Genomic DNA, 18,300 nt, shown 5'->3' on the forward strand with positions numbered 1-18,300 from the left:
AGGTAATCGTTGCGCCTGCAATCGGGCCGGGGCAGCTCATGCCGGCGTCGGTGCACAGTTGGTAGGCCCAGGTGGTATACGTTGCGTCGGCGCGGGTTTCTTTGGTCTTCCTGCCGAAGCCGTCGTACTCCCACAGGGTAGTGAGGCCGTTGGGGCCGGTCAGGCTGGTGACGCCGCCGAAGCGCGCGTCGTAGGTTTTGCTTTCGCTTTGGCCCAGCACGTTGCTGGTGCTGACAGGAAAGCGGCCATCGGCGCCGAAGCTGCTGCTGGCTGAGCGGGCCGTGGTGGCGCTGGAGATGGCGTAGCCGCTGGCACCGGCGCAGGCGCTGGTGCTGACGCTGTTCTTGTTGCCGTACTGGTCGTAGCTGTGGCTGGTCTGCAGGCAGTCGTTGGGGCTGTCGGGCTCGACCACTTCTTTGATCAACAAACCCTGCGCGTCGTATTCGAAGCTGCTGCTTCTGACTTTGGTGTCCGCCAGGGCCGCTGGGCTCCAGATGCCTAGTGTTGCACATAGCAGCGCCGGCAGCAGCGCCGACAGAAGGCGCATTTTGCGAGGAGCCGTGTAAATGGCGCACTGGTTTGCGGATGTTTGTGGGTTCATGGTGGGTTCTCCCTCTTTATGCTTTTTGTGCTTTTACGGCTTGACGCTGGTAACGCTGGCTTTCTTGAGCCGGCCCAAGATCCAGTTGTTGCTGTCAGCTGGCCAGTACTCGTTGGCCGTGGCCTTGCTTGAGCCTTCGCTGTTGCTCACTGTGATCTGGGTCGGGTCGCCGTATTGCGGGCTCTGGCCGTACACGTAGCTGGTGGTGCTGCTGGGGTAGGGGGTGCCGCTCAAGTCCCAGCTTTCTTCCACGCTCTGGCTGGGGTACACAAAGACGCTGGCGCCTGCGGAGCCCGGGCTTTGGGCATAGGTGTTGATGGTGCGTTTGAGCAGGCCGGCGTTGCCGGAACCAGGCAGCCGGGTTTCGTTTTTGGTCACACTCCCCGTGAAGGGATAGGTCTGGTCGAACTCGGTGTAGCTTTCTATGTTGTTGGCCACGCTTTTGGATTTCATCCAGCGAAAGCCCAGTGAGCCTCGGCCTGTGCCCTGCTCTGCCTTTAACCCGCCGTAGTTGTATTGCACGGTGTTGACTCCGCCCAGGCCGTTGCTGGTGCTGACGGTGCTGACGACGTATTGCGGGTACTGCAGGTCGATCTTGGGGTAGACCGAGGCGTTGGCGCCGCTGTCTTTGGTGTAGACCGCGCTAGCGGTGAGGGGTGCATAGCTGATGGTTGTCGCAGTCTGCAGGCCAGATGTCACCACCGCCATGAGGTCCGGATTGACCCTGAAGTTGGGCCCTATCCAGAGTGCGTTTCCGATACGCGAAAATTGCACGATATCCGGCAAACCGTCGCCCGTAACGTCAGCCACATGATGTGTATATGCGCTGCCTGCGCCAGTGAGGGTGGTCGAGTAGGTATGCGGCAGGTAAAAATAACCATTGCCCGGATTGAGGGTGACCCACGACGCATTGTCACCCCGCGATATCGACAGCATATCTACAAGTCCGTCACCGTTTAGATCAACCAGATGGTGCGCATAGGAGTCGGCCGGTCCAGTCAGATTCGAAGAGTGGCTCCACGCCGAAAACGTACCATTGCCGATATTGATGCTGACAAACAAGCCGCTTTGGCTGCGCGACATCTGAACCAGATCCGCGAGGCCGTCGCCGTCGACATCGACGAGATGGGTGTTGTAAGCATCGGCAGCGCCGGTCAGGCTGGACTGGTGGTTCCATGTCGAAAAATAGCCGTTACCAGGGTTGTAGCTCACATACAGCGCATTGGTGGTGCGAGAAAGATGAACCATATCGGCCAAGCCGTCGCCGTTCACATCAGCAAAATGCGTCGCATAACTGTTAGCCGCACCGGTCAGGCCCGACATATGACTCCATGAAGAGAAATAGCCATTGCCCGGGTTGATACTCACGTGCAACGCATTGGTCGTGCGCGACATGTGAACCAGGTCGGTAAGGCCATCGCCATTCACATCAACAAAATGCGTCGCATAGCTGTTGGCCGCGCCTGTCAGGCCCGACTGATGACTCCAGGTCTGGAAATTGCCATTGCCCGGATTAATGCTTACAAACAACGCGTTGGTGGTGCGCGACATGTGCACCAGGTCCGGCAAACCGTCGCCATTCACGTCCACCATGTCCGTCGTGTAGTCATTGGCGGGCCCAGTCAAACCCGACGTATAGGTCCATGAAGAAAAATAACCGTTGCCCGGATTGATGCTTACAAACAGCGCTGCGCTGGTTCGCGAAGTCTGAACCAGATCGGCAAGGCCATCACCATTGACGTCAACGACGAAGATGCTATAGGCGTCGTCGGCACCGCTCAATGCAGAGGAGTGGCTCCAAGCGCCAAAAAATTCGCCGTCAGTCGTATCTGTCCAGGTCAAATTCGTGGGTGGCAAACACGCTGAGGCGACCTGTCCATCACACTCCGTCAATTGCGCAAGCCGGGAGCGGCTCGTCGAAGCGCTTTGTTGATAGGTAAGCACATAGTCCTTGACGGCCGTGCCGCCATTTCCATAGGTCTTGATGCGAGTTAGGCGTTTGAGGGACTTGTAGACACTGCCAGCCAGAAAGCCCCTGCGGACATCCGGCCTTTCTTCGGAGATGAATTGCAGATAGTTGCCGGTTGCCTGCCCGGCAGTTGCATTGCCGGTGTAATCGACCCGGTCGGGGTAGTACTCCCCATTGGCGTTGTCTTCGATATAAGCGAAGGTCATGAAGTTAGTCTTGACGTCAGAGATCTTGTTGATGGCCCAGACTCTGACAGTCGGCTTGTCCTGCGCTTCAATCCTTGAGTCGATCGTGTTGCCGTACTCCATCGTCAGCCCGGCCTTACTTCGAACCGTGAAAGAGGCCACACCGTTGCCAGCCGTTCCTGAAGCGATGATGCGGCTGAAGCTATCCCTTTCGGTACGGTATTCACTGCCATCACTGCCGTAAGTACCGGACATCAGGATCAGCCTCTGACCGTCCAGACAGTAACGGTCGTTCATGTCGTAGTTGACGCCACCGCGCACGCCGTCCTGGGCCATGGTCCTGGGGCAGCGGGTAATGACTGAGAGCCCGCTCAGGTTCCAACCCATGCCCAGCAGACCATTGCCACCCTGGCTGTTGTATTCCAGTGAGAGCCGGGGTTGCATGCCGGCCACGCCGGGTGGCACCTGAATGGGAATGGAGTAAGTCGCTGCGCCGGACTCGTTAACGCTGAACTGCCCGGGAGTGGTGCCTGCTACGGTGGTCTGGGCCAAGACTGGTCCCGCCATCAGCGCTGTGCTGAGGCTCAGTGCCACGCCCATCAGTATGTTGCTGTATCTGCCTTGCATTTCCTCGCACTCCCTCTTTACTTATGCTTCTACGTTTGTTTTTTTACGGCTTCACACTGGTAACGCTGGCTTTCTTGAGCCGGCCCAATATCCAATTGTTGCTGTCAACCGGCCAGTACTCATTGACCGTGGCCTTGCTTGAGCCTTCGCTGTTGCTCACTGTGATCTGGGTCGGGTCGCCGTATTGCGGGCTCTGGCCGTACACGTAGCTGGTGGTGCTGCTGGGGTAGGGGGTGCCGCTCAAGTCCCAGCTTTCTTCCACGCTCAGGCTGGGGTACACAAAGACGCTGGCTCCTGCGGAGCCTGGGCTTTGGGCATAGGTGTTAATGGTGCGTTTGAGCAGGCCGGCGTTGCCTGAGCCGGCCAGGCGGGTTTCGTTCTTGGTCACATTCCCCGTGAAAGGATAGGTCTGGTTGAACTCGGTGTAGCTTTCGATGTTGTTGGCTACGCTCTTTGATTTCATCCAGCGAAAGCCCAGGGAGCCTCGGCCTGTGCCCTGCTCTGCCTTTAACCCGCCGTAGCTGTACTCAACAGTGTTGACGCCGCCCAGGCCGTTGCTGGTGGCTACTGAGCTCACTACGTATTGCGGGTACTGCAAATCAATCTTCGGGTACACCGACGCATTTCCTGCACTGTCTTTGGTGTAGACCGTGTTTTCGGTGAGCGGCTTGTACACAATCGCTGTAGTGGTGTCGGAGCCTCTTGACACAGACTGGAGTAAAGGAGCCGGAAATGTGGAAAGAGACACATGCATGATGGCTTCGCTTTCCGTCACAAGGATCAAGTCGCCCTTACCGTCACCATTGGCGTCAGCGAACTCCCGGGGGTAGGCGCTCGAAGTCCATCCATTGCCGTTAATGTCGGTCGAAATCGCCTGCTGTAAAAATGAACCATCTGCCTGCCCCAAGAACACATAGGTCTGCGCCTCGCTCGCCAAAGTCATCACAAGGTCTGCTCGCCCATCGCCATTGACGTCTACCAAATCGCGGCGATAAGCTAACTCGGTCCATCCATTGCCATTGACGTCGGTTGACACCGGCTGGGTCAGGAACGATCCATCGCCTTTGCCAAGAAACACGTGCGGCACCGCTTCGTCCTTGTCAATCAGAACGAAGTCCGGAAGACCATCACCATTGACATCGGCGAATCGACGGGAATAAGCGCTGAAAGTCCAGCCGCTTCCGTCAACGTCTGTGGACACAGGTTGTTGTGCAAAGGAGCCGTTGGTTTGGCCCAGAAACACGTACACCTGTGCTTCGCTGTTGGCGGCCATCACCAGGTCGGCCCGGCCATCACCGTTCACGTCCATCAGATACCGGGGGTACGCTAACTCGGTCCACCCATTGCCGTTGACGTCGGTTGACACCGGCTGGGTCAGGAACGATCCATCGCCTTTGCCAAGAAACACGTGCGGCACCGCTTCGTCCTTGTCAATCAGAACGAAGTCCGGAAGACCATCACCATTGACATCGGCGAATCGACGGGGATAAGCGCTGAAAGTCCAGCCGCTTCCGTCAACGTCTGTGGACACAGGTTGTTGTGCAAAGGAGCCGTTGGTTTGGCCCAGAAACACGTACACCTGTGCTTCGCTGTTGGCGGCCATCACCAGGTCGGCCCGGCCATCACCGTTCACGTCCATCAGATACCGGGGGTACGCTGACTCGGTCCATCCGTTGCCGTTGACGTCAGTCGAAATCGGTTGCGTCAGAAATGAGCCGTCTCCCTTGGCCAAAAACACATGAGGTACCGCTTCATCCTTGTCAATCAAAACGATATCTGGTATTCCATCACCGTTGACATCGGCAAATCGCCGGGGATAGGCGCTCGAGGTCCAGCCGCTGCCATTGATGTCGGTTGGAATAACTGCTGCATCCATCCCATTGACGCCGGACAGCCAGCCAAAAATGGTTGGAGGAAAGCATGCCCCACTGCCTTCACACTCCTGCAGGCCCGTCGATCGCGTTGCGCCTCCGGCAATCAGGTTGTCATAGGACAACGAGTAACTTTTAACCAGCTGCGGCCCAACGTAGGTCTGAACTGAAGTCAGTCGGAGCGCACTCCTGCTTTTGGAACCGCTTCGGTAACGCACCAGAACATCCGGCCTCGCTTCATAGTTGAAACGTATTTGATGGGTAGCGGTGACGCCAGTAGTGGCATTTGCCGTGTAGTCAATACGCTGTGGATAAAAGTCACCGTTGGTGTTGTCTTCTGTATAAGTAAAGGTCAGATAGTTGCCCTTGGCGTCGGTCATTTTTTGCAGCGCCCAAATCAAGACAGCCGCTTTACCTTGCGCCTCGATTCTTGAATCGACGCTTGAGCCAAAGTGCAGTGTCAATCCTGCTTTGGTTTGAACGCTAAAACTCAGCGGGCCACTGTAGGTTGCAGAAGTACCGTTGTCCCCCCCGATGGCCGTAATCTTTGAGAAAGACTCCCGTTCGGTTCGGTACTCGCTTCCATTTGCCCCATAGCTTCCAGTCACCAAAATCAGCCTTTGGCCATCCAGACAGAACCGGTCGTTGTTGTCGAGATTGACGCTTCCACGCACCTCGTCGCTGGCCATGGTTTTGGGACACCGGGATATGGCAGACAGCCCTCCAAGGTTCCAGCCGATACCCAGTAGTCCATTGCCACCATGGCTGTTGTACTCGAGCGAGAGTTGAGGCTGCATGCCGGCCACGCCGGGCGGTACCTGGATGGGAATGGCGTAGGTAGCTGCGCCTGATTCGTTGACGGAGAACTGCCCGGGTGTGGTGCCCGCAACCGTGGTTTGTGCCAGTGTGAGACCGGCGGTCATGCACAGGACCACGCCAAACAGCGCCTGTCTGTCGAAATGCCTCATGCCCGCCCTTTTTTTTGATTATTCTGAAATTAAATTGCCGCGATGCTACCAAGCTCGGGCAGCAATTCAACATGCGGGTCAGAAAAAAAACGCTTTTCATCTCCTCTATTTGTAGTAGACGCTCGTTTCAAAAAAAGAAAATGCGAACTAAAGACCCAGCATCCAAGGACATGAGCCGGGGACAGCCTGACTCGTTCGACCAGAACTTAAGCGCTAAGACTAAGCGGCTTAACTGGCGTCAATTGATTCATTTGCACCACACCCAAACGGCAGAATCGCAATTTCTGGGCATAAAATTCAGACGCTTTTGCCGGCGGCGGACCATCTCACCTGTCTTCATCGTGGCCATTTATCCCTGCTTATCTGATGTTCCTCCTGCGTATTCCGTTCCAGCGATGGCCATTTCGCTATCACATGCTGACCGCCTGCCTGGTAGTGGCCGGTATTGCCACGGCTGGTTGGTGGTTGGCGCACAAAGCCTCATTCCTGGCCAGCGAGCGTGACACCGAGCTGCGTTCTTTGCAGATTCAACTGCAGACCCTGGAGCGCACGAGCGTAAAAAAGCAATCCGGGGACTTTACCCAGAGCCTTCCCCCGGCCTCGCGATCCGATGAGGTTGTGCGTGAGCTGAGCCACCAGGCCCAGCTCCTCGGTGTTCAGATTACCTCGTTGTCCGTCGTCATTCCGGAGCCCTCCATCAGCGAACTCCGAAAATTTCAATTTAATCTGAACACGAATGCTGACTACAAGGCCTTGAAACTCTGGCTAGGGGAATTGCTGGCTCGCTATCCGTCGTTGGCGGTTCAAGCACTGTCCATGCGCGGGGCATCCAACGACTCAACTCGCCAGGAAGCCCTGGTGAGTTTTGTTCTTTTTGTGAAGGACTGATGTGGCTAGCCGTGTTCAGATCTATGGCGTGCTTTGCGCAGTTGTATTGATCGCATGGATAGGCGCTCGGGAGCCGGCCTCTTCGGCGGCTGTACCCGGCGGTAGCAGGGCCAGCGCGTCTTTTCAGCAAGCAGTACCGGCTTCCCGCGCCGTTCTTGCGCTGCCCGCAGAGCTGGAACGCCCTGCCCTGGAGCCAGCGAGCCGTGATCCCTTCGCTGCTCTGGCTCCGCCGCCATCCTTGGTAGCCATCCAAAAGCCGGTTCCGGTGGCCCCACCACCCGCGCCGTCACCGCCGCCACTGAATCTAAGGTTCACGGGCAGGATGACGGCGCCTGATGGCAGCCAGGTCATATTTGTTGCCTTCGGCGACACACCTATGTCTTTGTCGCCTGGTCAAACCTTGCCCAATGGTTACAGGGTTCACGCGATCCATGAGCGCAATGTTGAACTGCATTACCAGCCCTTGAATTTCACCGCACGTCTTGATTTGCCCGAGCCACCCCGATACGAAATCCGATGAAATCCTTTTTTTCGCCACTGCCTGCCTTTAGCAGCCTGACCCTGCTTTTCCTCCTGGGTGGGTGCGCGCAACTCATCCGCGACGACGCAAGTACCAAATTGCGCGAAGGCGACTATGAAACTGCAATACAGGGGCTGCAAGAAGGCGTAACCAAATACCCCGAGAGCGCCACGCTCAGAGCCGGGCTGGTGTCGGCCCAGACCGAAGCCGTTTCACGCCTTTTGGCTCAAGCTACTCAGCAGCGTGCCGTTGGGCGTTTTGACGATGCTGACAACACGCTGCTGCGTGCACTGGCACTGGACCCCAGAAACGAACGCATCCTGGCTTTGCAGAATGACGTCGTGATGCAACGGCGGGCAGAAAAGAGCCTGGACGAAGCGCTGACGCTGATGAACAGCAAGAAGAAAGAGCAAGCATTGCGCGCGGTGGAGTCCGGGCTTCGAGATGTGCCCCGGCAACAAGAGCTGTTGGCATTGCAACGCCGGCTGGAAGCCGAGCTTCGTTTCGAGTCCGAGCCTGCGGGGCGACGCGGGCTTGCAGAGGAACGTGTGATCACGCTCGACTTCCGCAATGCACCGCTGTCTACCGTGCTGGAAGCTATCACTCGCGGTAGCGGTATCAACTTTATTCTTGACCGTGACGTCAAACAGGACAGCCGCGTTACCTTGTATCTGCGGTCAGCGAGGGTTGATGACGCCATTGATCTGGTCACGGGAGCGCATCAATTGTCGCGCCGTATCGTTGACTCCAAAACCGTGCTGCTTTATCCCAACACACCTGAAAAGCAGCGTGAACATCAAGAGCAGATCATTCGGGTATTTCACCTCGGGCACGCAGAAGCCAAGTCCACGGCGGCCTTGCTGCGTGGGATGTTGCGCATCAAGGATCCTTTTGTCGATGAACGTGCAAATCTGATCGCGTTGCGGGAAACTCCGGAGATCATTGCCCTCGCGGAACGACTGGTAGCGCTGCACGATGTGGGCGAAGCCGAAGTCATGCTGGAAGTTGAAATTCTGGAAATCAAGACAACCCGCTTGACCGAGCTGGGAATTAATTTTCCAAACAGCTTTTCGTTGACTCCGTTACCCATACCGGGCGCTACCGGTCTGACGGTGAGCAGCATGAAGAGTCTGAACTCCGACCGTATTGGAGTGGGGGTAGCGGGCTTGCTTGTGAATCTGCGCCGCGAGGTGGGTGATTTCAATATTCTGGCCAACCCCCGCATACGCGCAAAAAGCCGGGAGAAGGCCCGTATTCTGATTGGCGACAAAGTACCGGTGATCACCTCCAATTCAACTGCAACCGGATTTTTGTCAGAAAGCGTCAGCTATCTGGATGTGGGCATCAAGCTGGAAGTTGAGCCTACGGTCTCGCCGGACGATGAGGTGTCCATCAAGCTTGGACTGGAAGTCAGCAGCCTGGCAAAGGAAATACGTACGGCTGGCGGTTCGCTGGCTTACCAAATTGGTACCCGCAACGCCAACACCATCCTGCGCCTGCGCGATGGGGAAACGCAGTTACTGGCGGGCCTGATCAGCAATGAAGACCGCTCCAGTGCCAATCGCGTTCCAGGACTGGGGGACTTGCCGGTCCTGGGACGGCTGTTTTCCAGCCAGAGAGACGACTTCCAGCGTACCGAGCTGGTCTTGGCCATCACGCCACGCATTTTGCGGAACGCACCGCGGCCTGACATTGCCCAGGCAGAGATGTGGGTTGGTAGCGAAATGGCAACGCGTTTGCGCGCCACGCCGACACGCGTACCGATGACCTCCGCGAGCGTCGCGGCGGCAACCCCAAGCACCGGACTCGCCTCCCCTGCCGCATCAGCGAATACCAAAGCGGTTTCACCGCCGGCGGCTGCAGCTGCGGCCGCCGGCCCCGTTCAACTTAGCTGGCAGGCGCCTTCCGAGTTGAAGGCTGGCGCTGAGTTTGTCGTTACCTTGGGTCTCGCGTCGAATGCCCCACTTCGGGGTGCCCCACTGGAAATAGGATTCCCGGCAAAGTCTCTGGAAGTATTGGAAGTGACTGAGGGGGCATTTTTCAGGCAGTCAGGAGGAGCTACCAGCTTCACCCATGCAGTTAACGCGACGACGGGCCGTATCAGCGCGGGAATTCTTACCAACGATACAGGCGGGGCAACAGGCCAAGGCAATTTGTTGCAGTTGCGGCTGAAGGCCAAAGCGCCGGGGCCGATTGATCTGGTGATTACCAGCCTTAAACCCATTGCCCTGAATGGTGTAGCAGCCATTGGCGAACTACCCACACTGCGTCTTGACGTGAAATGATTGCGCTTTCCAGAACCGCTGCAAGGATTGAAGCCCGCGGCTTCACGATCATTGAACTGCTGGTCGTGATGGCTGTCCTGGGAATACTTGCGGCGGCCGTCATGCCGCTCGGGGAGACACTTTTGACCGCGCAAAGGGAGCGCGATCTTCGCCTGGCTTTGCGGGAACTTCGGGGCGCCATCGACGACTACAAGCGGGCCGCCGACCAGGGCGCCATTGTCGTGACCTCCGGGCAATCGGGCTATCCGGCCAATCTGAAGACACTGGTGGACGGCACGCCTGACGCACGCCCACAAGGAAAAGGGAAAACGCAATATTTTCTGCGTCAGATCCCCCGCGACCCGTTTGCCGATGCCCGCCTGCCGGCAGAGCAGACGTGGCGGCTGCGTAGCTACGCCTCACCGCCAAACAAACCGGCGACGGGTGCTGATGTTTACGATGTTCATTCCTCATCAGACGGAATCGCACTGGATGGGTCGCCCTATGCCAAATGGTAAAAATTCAGTCCGCCGCAGGCTACAGCGAGTGATCCAGACGCGCCCCTTTTCCGGCGGCTTTACGCTGATTGAGTTGCTGGTGGTTATGGCGGTGCTTGCAGTATTGGCAAGCCTTGTAGCACCCCGGTACCTTGACCGCGTGGACGATGCCCGCGAGACTGTGCTGCGGCAAAACCTGGTGGGCCTGCGTACGGCCATCGATCAGTTCTACCGTGACAAAGCCCGCTATCCGGAAACACTGGATGAGCTGGTCACACAGCGCTATATCCGCGCTATCCCGCTTGACCCGATGACGAAAAGAACGGATTCGTGGATCCTGGTCTCACCCAAGGAGTCCTCCAAGGCCGTGTTCGACGTCAAAAGCGGTGCTACCCAGCGTGCCAGAGATGGAAGCGAGTATGCGGCTTGGTAGCACCCCCACCTCGTCGGCGTCATCATCTGCGGAGCAGGGCTTCACTCTGCTTGCTGTGCTGGCTGCCATGTTCATCCTCGCCCTTTCGACGCAGGGCGTCATGACCTATGTGTCACAACAAGCGCAACGCGATCGGGAAGAGGAGTTGTTGCGTATAGGGCAGGCCTATGTGCAAGCCATTGGCAGCTACTATGAATCGTCTCCCGGCAGCGTAAAAAAATGGCCGCGCTCTCTGGAAGATCTTACAGACGACAAACGATTCGTAGGCATCAAGCGCCATTTGAGAGAGGTTTATTCAGATCCGGTCGCTCGATCGTCCGCCTGGGGCATCGTGCCCTCTTCAGACGGTGGAATTGCCGGTCTTCACAGCCTGAGTGACCTACGGCCCTTGCGTACTGCAGCAATGGAGTTTGGCGCTTTGGTTCTTCCCCCCGCGGGCCGCTATGCTGACTGGCAATTTGTCTACCAGCCTCCGCCAACAGTACCCCCGCCGAAGCGTTAAACATGCAGTACCGCGTCCGGAGCTTGCAATTAGGCGATTTGTCTGTCAGCGAACAAGTGCTGGAGTCAGACGACGAGTCGGCCCTGCGCGCTTCACTGCAGACGCAAGGGCGAACAGTACTCAGCATTCGCAAGGTTTCAACACTCTGGCCGCTCAAGCGGTCAGTAGCACGCAATCGCTTCCCGCTGTTCTGCCGCGAAGTAAGGACGTTGATCCACGCCGGCATGACCATTGTTGAGGCGGTAGACACACTGTCCGCGCGCGAACGTCTTGAGGGACGCAGTGAAAGTCTGTCGGCAGCGCTGCTGGTACGTTTGCAGCAAGGCAAGTCGCTGTCCAATGCATTGAGCGAACTGCCCAACACCCCAACCGTCTTGATTGCTGCCGTGCGGGCAGGTGAACGTACCAGTAATCTGATTGAAGCACTTGACGACTATTTGCGCTTTAACAATCTGGTGGAGCAGTTAAGAACGAAAGTCATCAGCGCATCTATCTACCCTGCATTGGTTACAACGTTGGGCCTGGGAATTTCCCTCTTTCTGTTGCTGGTGGTCATGCCCAATTTCGCAGGCATGTATGAAAATTTGAGAGGTGCCTCCACCGGAACCACCGCGCTCACCATCGAGATCAGTCAATTCATCGGAAAAAACCGGAACGCCACTTTGGGTGGCATGGCTTTCACCGGCGCTGCGCTGATTTTCTGGATTGTCAGCGGCAATGCGAAAAAGTTTTTTGCTCAGCTGGGGCGTTCGATTCCCTGGATACACAAGCGCATGGAAGATTTTCAATTGGCCATGATGTACCAGGCCCTCGCGTTGCTGCTTAAAGGCGGATACCCCATGACGGAAGCAATGGCTGTTGCTAGCCAGTCCGCGCTCTCTCTTCACTTGAAAATGTCACTTGAACAGGCGCTTGGCCAGATAGAGCGCGGTGGCCTTGTTTCGCAGGCACTTTCAGAGGCCCACCTGTGTGATGAAGTTGGACGCCGGCTGATGGCTGCCGCCGAACGCAACGGCGATTTCTACCTGGCCGCCGATGTGGTTTCGCGCTTGCATGGGGAGCGGTTTGAGCTGTTTGTTGAGCGTGCTACGCGCATCGTTGAACCACTCCTGCTACTGGCAGTCGCCCTGATGGTCGGCACCATTGTTGTCATGATGTACCTGCCTGTCTTTGACATGGCTACGAATTTGCGCTGACTGAAAGTTTGAGCCCATGAATACGACCGCATCGGCCAACATGGCTACGCAACACCAGCTCGACATGGCCTTGGTAGCACTGCGCCAATCCCCTGCCCTGGACGGAAGTATTTGCCAGATGCTCATCAGAACCTTGGGCATCAGTGAATCAGCTTTGGCCACCCTGCTGCAGGATGGGCACGGGATTACGTTGATCGACGATGAACGCTGGCTGCAAGTCAATGCAGATCCTGCAGGAGATCCAGCAAACAACTCGCCTGGCGTTATGAAAATCACGCTCGGCGAGGAATTGCTGCTGCTGTGTGAAGATCCCTGGTCAGCTGAGGCCATGGCGGCACAGGCAAGACCTGCGCCAGTCCACATGCAGCTTGCACTGGCGCGGCCGGGGCAACTGGCCTCATTGCAGAAGAACCTCAAACCTAAAACGTCCACGCCAAACCTCGCCTTGTCAAAAGGCAACGTCAATAATTCTTTCTCCGTCGTCCAGTTTGTGGACCAAGCTATTGTTCGAGCCTACGAAGAGGGCGCCAGCGATATTCACTTTGAAACCGATCGTCGCGGGGTGGGGATCAAATACCGACTGGATGGCGTGATGGCTCCCGGTGAGCGGCTGGACGACGGCCGCGCAGAGGAAGTAATTTCCCGCATCAAGGTATTGGCGCAACTCGACATCACCGAACGTCGCCGGCCACAGGACGGGCGAATCCATTGGCAGCGGGACGGTGGGGATAGTATTGATCTGCGTGTTTCCATCATGCCCAGCATTTTTGGCGAAGACGCGGTGCTGCGCCTTCTGGACAAAGCCCAGCTGCGCCATAGCGAGCAAAGCATGTCGCTGGATGTTTTGGGTTTTGATGCCAATGTGGCAGCCGTTATTCGGGAATTGGCAACACGCCCGCACGGCATGTTGCTAATCACAGGGCCGACGGGCAGCGGTAAAACCACCACCGTTTACGCCGCCCTTTCAGAAGCCAATGACGGCCTGGAAAAAATCGTGACCATTGAAGATCCGGTGGAGTACGAACTCCCGGGTGTATTGCAAATTCCGGTGAACGAGCAGAAAGGCCTGACCTTCGCTACGGGACTCCGGTCCATCTTGCGCCATGATCCGGACAAAATCCTGGTCGGTGAAATTCGGGACGCTGAAACAGCCGAAATTGCCATCCAATCATCTCTTACAGGGCATCTGGTATTTACCACTGTCCATGCCAACAGTCTGTTTGACGTATTAGGCCGCTTTCAGCACTTCGGCATTGACCCCTTTGCGCTTGCTTCGGCTCTCAACGGAGTCGTGGTACAGCGCTTGCTACGCAGGTTATGCAAGCATTGTGGGACCTGGCGGGAGCCTACGAGTAATGAAGAGAAAAAATTGATCTCTTTAAACCTGCCTGTACCTCTTAAGTTGCCGGTAGCACATGGCTGTGACCATTGCCGCCAGACTGGTTACCGCGGACGCTTTGTGGTGGCAGAGGTCCATGAATTGACAGACAAAGTGCGCGATCTGATCGTTCGCAAACCCTCGATGACAGAACTTAAAGAAATTATTTACCGCGATGAAAACACCCGGCTGCTAATGCAAGCACTGAACCAGGTGGCGCAAGGCAGCACAACGCTGGAGGAGGTAACCCGTGTGGTTGGCTTGGTCTGAACCGGTGGATCTTTACCTCGGCCGGTCCGTTGCCATGCTCAAGGTTGGCTCTGCCGCGCCCGTCATGATGGAGATACCTGTCACGACGTCGCCGCTGGATGCCACCCTGTCCAGCCTGACTGCTCTGGCGGGCCGGGATATAGCGAAAGGCAAGCTCCGGGTTTTCCTGAGCGGGGCCTTGTGCCCGGCTCTTGGAGTTTCGACTCCCAAAGAGATAACCCAATGGAAAGAACGGCACCAGATCGCACTCGCTTCCGTTGCCCAAACCCTGAGCACCGATACAAATCAGGTTGAATGCGGGATCGACGCTTTTCTCCCTGGAGTAGCTGCCGCCATCTCCCTTGCGACTCTTGAACAATTGCGCCTGTGGGCAATCAAGTCCCATTACTCCATCGTATCCATTCAACCGCTTTGGGCGTTGGCAACGCAGTGCCAGGCGGCTCGTCAGCCGGGCATCAAGAGTCTGGTTCTATTGGAGCCGGATGCTGTGACCCTGCTGGCAAGTGACGAGCTGAACCGTTTCACGGCATCAACCTTGCCCGGTCAGATTGATCCATCCTTATTAGGCACGCACACACGGCGTTGGCAAGTCAGTCATGGCCTCACTGAAGACCAGGTCATGAAAATCGGTTTTGACATCAAACCGGGGAACGTTGTACCCGCGTACCCCAAACCTTGGTCCAGCCACTGGTACAAACCATGAAATCAATTCAGATAGATTTCATACAGGACAAGCGCTGGCGCTGGATCTGGATAGCGTGCCTGCTTTCCGGAGTGCTTCTTTCGGGCGTGACCGTCTGGCAATGGCAAAAAAGTGATCGTGCCATCCGCGAAACAGGAAGCCGTATAGAGGGCGTCAGGCAGAAACTAAGCCAATTAAACGCGCCAAAGGAAAGTCTGCCTAACCCCAGGCATGGCAGCGCAGAACAAGCAGCGAAACTTCTTCAGCAAGACTTGAATAAGGTATTTGCGACCATTGAGAACCTCAAAGAACCTGGTACTCGACTGCGTAATTTAAGTCTCGATGGAGCTTCCGGCGCGTTGCGGTTGGAGTTTGAGATAGATTCGGTGGGAAAAGCCGCTTCACTCACCGCCCTTCTCAACACAGGCTATGACAACCGCCCCTGGCAGCTGGAAAGCGTAAGCACCGCTACCAGCAACCCGATGGGGTTCGGATCAGCGCTAAACCACCGCGGAATCTGGAGCGTGCAGCTCGACAAACTTTAGCGATAGACGGCTAAAACCAAAGAGCCGGATTAGCGATAGGAAACGTCAGCGTTGTCAGCCTCTCCACCGGGTTGTCCGTCTTTCCCATAAGAAAGCAGATCAAAGTCTCCCCCAGCCCCGGGAAAGCGATAGATGTAGGCACGCCCCCAAGGATCCAGTGGTACGGCTTTTTGAAGGTAAGGCCCTTGCCATTTAGGCTCGCTATTTGGCTTGACTACCAGGGCAGCCAAGCCTTTTTCTGAAGTGGGGTAGTACCCGGTATCCAGTCGATAGGAATCAAGCGCTTTGCCAAAGGCCTCGATCTGGGCTTTGGCACTTCCCTGTTCGGATTTTCCGAGTTGAGCAAAGTAACGCGGCCCGACATAAGCAGCCAGCAAGCCAATGATCACCATGACAACGAGCAGTTCCAGCAAGGTGAAGCCATGATCGAAGAAGCGCTTAATACCTTGATCCGCCCGGAATTGGCGTTTCTTGATGTGTAGATTCCGAAACATAAGTTCTGCAAGTGCCTCATTAAGGGTCAACGACGGTGGAGTTTACGCTGGTCTGTCACGGCGACTAATCGCGAACCGGGAACCCCGTATCGTTCGAAATATCGGAGCATGGGCAAGCCCCTTGACACTTCCGGTTGCATTTCTGACCAGATAAAGCCTCATCCCGGTCAGCCTTCTCCTTTAATTTCCCTGTCTCACCCAAACCATGTAGGACCGAGTAGCAAACAGCCCGTAGCCCCTGACGGGCCGCGCAAACTGTCAATATGCACAAAAAACGAACGAAATCCATGGGTCTTTGGACTGCCGCAGGCCTTGTGGCGGCCTTGGTCTGCACAAGCGCGTTGAGTGCGCCGGCGGAGTCGGGGGCGGCCGCAACGCTTCAGGCACGGTACAACGCCCTCGCCCCGCAGCTGGCACGCAACGAGTTCCAGCGGCCGCTGGTCATTGAATCTTCGGAATCGCCGAATTCAGTCAACGGCAACGCCTACGCGGTGATCAACTACCCGTTCACCACCGTCAGTACAGCGTTCAAAAACCCGGGCAACTGGTGCGATGTGCTGATGCTTCACCTGAACACGAAGTTCTGCCGCGCCCAAGGGGACGCCAGCCCGTCGGTGCTTGAAGTCAGCATTGGCAAGAAAACCCGGCAGGAGATCAAGGATGCTTACACGCTGGCGTTCGACTTCAGGCTGGCAAGCGCCACACCCGACTACATGGCGGTGCAACTCAATGCCGACAAAGGCCCGCTGGGCACGAACAACTACCGCATCAACCTGCAGGTGACCCCCATTGCTGGCGGCAAAACCTTCATGCACCTGCAATATTCCTATGGTTACGGCATGGCAGGACGTATGGCCATGCAGGGCTACCTCTCCACCGTTGGCAGCGGAAAACTGGGCTTCACCCAGGTTGAGGGCGGCGGCGAGAAAAAATATGTGGACGGCATGCGTGGCACGGTAGAGCGCAACACCATGCGTTATTACCTGGCGATTGACGCCTACCTCGCCTCACTGGCCGCACCTCCTGCCGAGCAGCTGGAAAAACGCCTGCAACACTGGTTTGAAGCCACCGAACGCTACCCACGCCAATTGCGCGAAATTGAACGTACCGCGTACCTGACAATGAAACGCAGCGAACACCAGCGGCAGCAGGCAGCTGAATAGTCCTGCCAGCAAGGGCTGCGGTCCGCGCTCTACCGCAAACGCGGCCCACCACAAAAAAGCCGCTGTCGGACAGCGGCTTTTTGTGCGAATGCGCACCACCCTGCCCTGTTGCTGCTATTTCCGCAGAATCTGCCTGGCAGCAGCCATGTCGCGGTCATAAACAGCCTTGGCCTCACGCCTGCAGGCGGTGCGTTCTGCCGCCGGCATGCTGGCGCATTCCACCAGATAAAGCTTGTAGCCGCCGCCGGCTTCGTTGATGGCTGTGCGATATCTTTGTTGTGGGGTGCTGTCTTCAACCGCGCCACGCTCCAGCAGCCGTTCCTCCAGGGCGACCGGCTGAGACAACACAGCGGACGCGCTGGCAAGCAGCAAGGCGGACACAAAAGAAATGGAAAGTCTGTTTGTCATGATGAAGTCCTTTGATAACGACCGGGCGCGCTGTCAGGCAGCATGATTGCGGTCAATCAGACCTTAAGCGACCTCTGGATAAAGGGGCGTCATCTCCATGGACCGCTGGCTGTAGGAGCCGCACTACACCCAGTGGCCGGAAAGTAAAAAGCCGGACACCCGGCCCGGCTTTTTTTTTCTGACTTTATCGCGTATTCAAGGGCGTACGGTCATCTGGCCGCGAATTTCGCCCCCGGGGAATTTGGCCGTATGGATGTTCGCGTACCACTTGCCGGCCATCAGGTCGGCGGCCTGCGCAGCTGTCAGTGTGGCCTGGCCCGCCATGGGGCTGGTGATCGGGTTGTTGAATGGCAGCGCAACACCCGCGTTGGCCCCCACCATGGCCGGACCGTGAAAATGGCCGGCCGTCGCGGGGCCACTCAGCCCGGAATACGTCAGTTCCCAACGCAGCACATTGGTGTCTTTGTTCAATACGGCATCCACCTGGCCGTTGGCGTTGGAGGCAGCCGGCGGCACTTCGTTTGCGCCGCGCATTTGCGTGGTGAATGCCACCAGGTTGGACTTGGACGACGGCATCATGCCGCAGCCGGTGATCAGCACAACAGCGGCAGCAGCAACGACGGCACCCAGGGTACGGCGATCAATGGTCATCATGTTTGTCTCCAGAAAGGGAAAGAGGGGCAGTCATCTTAATGCGAATGCCGTGGCGCAGGGCGTAGGACGCAGGCTTGTGAGGCGGCACAGCCGCCCTGTCCAGAGCATCCAGTTTTGTCCAAGGTCGCAAAGCACTTCTTGTAGGACCCTCATCACAGCCCGACGAGCACGGTGCTGACACGCCC

The 18,300-nt window shown here is 56.9% G+C and carries 15 protein-coding genes and 1 pseudogene; 10 read left to right on the forward strand and 6 right to left on the reverse strand.

The window, feature by feature from the left end:
* The 3 genes and pseudogenes from B0B52_RS16960 to B0B52_RS16970 all read right to left on the reverse strand — a co-directional run.
* Positions 1 to 601 (reverse strand): annotated as a pseudogene (locus B0B52_RS16960) (RHS repeat protein); the annotation flags it as partial.
* A gap of 33 nt (positions 602 to 634) precedes the next feature.
* Entirely contained in the window at positions 635 to 3,382 is a 2,748-nt protein-coding gene (locus tag B0B52_RS16965) for an FG-GAP-like repeat-containing protein (RefSeq protein WP_077594852.1), read from the reverse strand.
* Positions 3,383 to 3,425: 43 nt separating this feature from the next.
* Positions 3,426 to 6,221: an FG-GAP-like repeat-containing protein gene (locus B0B52_RS16970; RefSeq protein WP_077594853.1), complete on the reverse strand. Its 2,796-nt coding sequence runs from the start codon at positions 6,219 to 6,221 to the stop codon at positions 3,426 to 3,428.
* 366 nt (positions 6,222 to 6,587) lie between these two features.
* Here B0B52_RS16970 and B0B52_RS16975 point away from each other — a divergent pair, with 366 nt between their 5' ends.
* The 9 genes from B0B52_RS16975 (at position 6,588) to B0B52_RS17015 (ending at position 15,396) form a co-directional block, all read left to right on the forward strand.
* Entirely contained in the window at positions 6,588 to 7,109 is a 522-nt protein-coding gene (locus B0B52_RS16975; RefSeq protein ID WP_139351990.1) for a GspMb/PilO family protein, read from the forward strand.
* 618 nt (positions 7,110 to 7,727) lie between these two features.
* The gene (locus tag B0B52_RS16980) at positions 7,728 to 9,914 is read left to right on the forward strand and encodes a secretin N-terminal domain-containing protein (protein WP_168173574.1); all 2,187 of its coding nucleotides are present in this window, start codon (positions 7,728 to 7,730) and stop codon (positions 9,912 to 9,914) included.
* Positions 9,911 to 10,411 (forward strand): type II secretion system protein, encoded by a 501-nt coding sequence (locus B0B52_RS16985; protein ID WP_077594856.1) that lies wholly within the window; start codon positions 9,911 to 9,913, stop codon positions 10,409 to 10,411. Before B0B52_RS16980 ends, B0B52_RS16985 begins: the two co-directional genes overlap by 4 nt.
* Positions 10,386 to 10,823 carry a type II secretion system protein gene (locus B0B52_RS16990; protein WP_077594857.1) on the forward strand — a complete coding sequence of 146 codons (438 nt, stop codon included), beginning with the start codon at positions 10,386 to 10,388 and terminating at the stop codon, positions 10,821 to 10,823. The genes B0B52_RS16985 and B0B52_RS16990 overlap by 26 nt, the downstream gene beginning before the upstream one ends.
* Before the next feature lie 67 nt (positions 10,824 to 10,890).
* The gene (locus tag B0B52_RS16995; protein WP_139351992.1) at positions 10,891 to 11,325 is read left to right on the forward strand and encodes a type II secretion system protein; all 435 of its coding nucleotides are present in this window, start codon (positions 10,891 to 10,893) and stop codon (positions 11,323 to 11,325) included.
* 2 nt (positions 11,326 to 11,327) lie between these two features.
* Positions 11,328 to 12,521, forward strand: coding sequence for a type II secretion system F family protein (locus tag B0B52_RS17000; protein WP_077594859.1), 1,194 nt, complete (start codon positions 11,328 to 11,330; stop codon positions 12,519 to 12,521).
* A 16-nt stretch (positions 12,522 to 12,537) separates the two neighbouring features.
* On the forward strand, positions 12,538 to 14,169 hold the full coding sequence (locus B0B52_RS17005) for a GspE/PulE family protein (RefSeq protein ID WP_077594860.1): 1,632 nt from the start codon (positions 12,538 to 12,540) through the stop codon (positions 14,167 to 14,169).
* Positions 14,150 to 14,872: a hypothetical protein gene (locus tag B0B52_RS17010; RefSeq protein WP_139351993.1), complete on the forward strand. Its 723-nt coding sequence runs from the start codon at positions 14,150 to 14,152 to the stop codon at positions 14,870 to 14,872. Before B0B52_RS17005 ends, B0B52_RS17010 begins: the two co-directional genes overlap by 20 nt.
* Positions 14,869 to 15,396, forward strand: a complete 528-nt coding sequence (locus B0B52_RS17015) for a hypothetical protein (RefSeq protein ID WP_077594862.1) — start codon at positions 14,869 to 14,871, stop codon at positions 15,394 to 15,396. The genes B0B52_RS17010 and B0B52_RS17015 overlap by 4 nt, the downstream gene beginning before the upstream one ends.
* 29 nt (positions 15,397 to 15,425) lie before the next feature.
* Here the strand turns inward: B0B52_RS17015 and gspG are convergent, their stop codons facing one another.
* Positions 15,426 to 15,920, reverse strand: a complete 495-nt coding sequence (gene gspG / locus B0B52_RS17020) for a type II secretion system major pseudopilin GspG (protein ID WP_254425744.1) — start codon at positions 15,918 to 15,920, stop codon at positions 15,426 to 15,428.
* A gap of 257 nt (positions 15,921 to 16,177) precedes the next feature.
* Between gspG and B0B52_RS17025 the strand changes: the two genes are divergently transcribed.
* Positions 16,178 to 17,053 (forward strand): hypothetical protein, encoded by an 876-nt coding sequence (locus tag B0B52_RS17025; protein WP_254425745.1) that lies wholly within the window; start codon positions 16,178 to 16,180, stop codon positions 17,051 to 17,053.
* A 114-nt stretch (positions 17,054 to 17,167) separates the two neighbouring features.
* Here B0B52_RS17025 and B0B52_RS17030 read toward each other — a convergent pair whose 3' ends face one another.
* Positions 17,168 to 17,461: a hypothetical protein gene (locus tag B0B52_RS17030; RefSeq protein WP_077594865.1), complete on the reverse strand. Its 294-nt coding sequence runs from the start codon at positions 17,459 to 17,461 to the stop codon at positions 17,168 to 17,170.
* A 195-nt stretch (positions 17,462 to 17,656) separates the two neighbouring features.
* Positions 17,657 to 18,115 (reverse strand): CHRD domain-containing protein, encoded by a 459-nt coding sequence (locus tag B0B52_RS17035; RefSeq protein WP_139351994.1) that lies wholly within the window; start codon positions 18,113 to 18,115, stop codon positions 17,657 to 17,659.
* Positions 18,116 to 18,300: the final 185 nt, after the last annotated feature.

Source organism: Polaromonas sp. A23 (assembly GCF_002001015.1).
Classification (GTDB): domain Bacteria; phylum Pseudomonadota; class Gammaproteobacteria; order Burkholderiales; family Burkholderiaceae_C; genus Polaromonas.

Coding starts and splice junctions, on each gene's coding strand:
- B0B52_RS16985 (WP_077594856.1), top strand. CDS start 9,911: ATGATTGCGCTTTCCAGAACCGCTGCAAGGATTGAAGCCCGCGGCTTC.
- B0B52_RS16990 (WP_077594857.1), top strand. CDS start 10,386: ATGGGTCGCCCTATGCCAAATGGTAAAAATTCAGTCCGCCGCAGGCTA.
- B0B52_RS17035 (WP_139351994.1), bottom strand. CDS start 18,115: ATGATGACCATTGATCGCCGTACCCTGGGTGCCGTCGTTGCTGCTGCC.
- B0B52_RS16965 (WP_077594852.1), bottom strand. CDS start 3,382: ATGCAAGGCAGATACAGCAACATACTGATGGGCGTGGCACTGAGCCTC.
- B0B52_RS17000 (WP_077594859.1), top strand. CDS start 11,328: ATGCAGTACCGCGTCCGGAGCTTGCAATTAGGCGATTTGTCTGTCAGC.
- B0B52_RS16995 (WP_139351992.1), top strand. CDS start 10,891: ATGTTCATCCTCGCCCTTTCGACGCAGGGCGTCATGACCTATGTGTCA.
- B0B52_RS17015 (WP_077594862.1), top strand. CDS start 14,869: ATGAAATCAATTCAGATAGATTTCATACAGGACAAGCGCTGGCGCTGG.
- B0B52_RS17030 (WP_077594865.1), bottom strand. CDS start 17,461: ATGACAAACAGACTTTCCATTTCTTTTGTGTCCGCCTTGCTGCTTGCC.
- B0B52_RS17025 (WP_254425745.1), top strand. CDS start 16,178: ATGGGTCTTTGGACTGCCGCAGGCCTTGTGGCGGCCTTGGTCTGCACA.
- B0B52_RS16970 (WP_077594853.1), bottom strand. CDS start 6,221: ATGAGGCATTTCGACAGACAGGCGCTGTTTGGCGTGGTCCTGTGCATG.
- B0B52_RS17005 (WP_077594860.1), top strand. CDS start 12,538: ATGAATACGACCGCATCGGCCAACATGGCTACGCAACACCAGCTCGAC.
- B0B52_RS16975 (WP_139351990.1), top strand. CDS start 6,588: ATGTTCCTCCTGCGTATTCCGTTCCAGCGATGGCCATTTCGCTATCAC.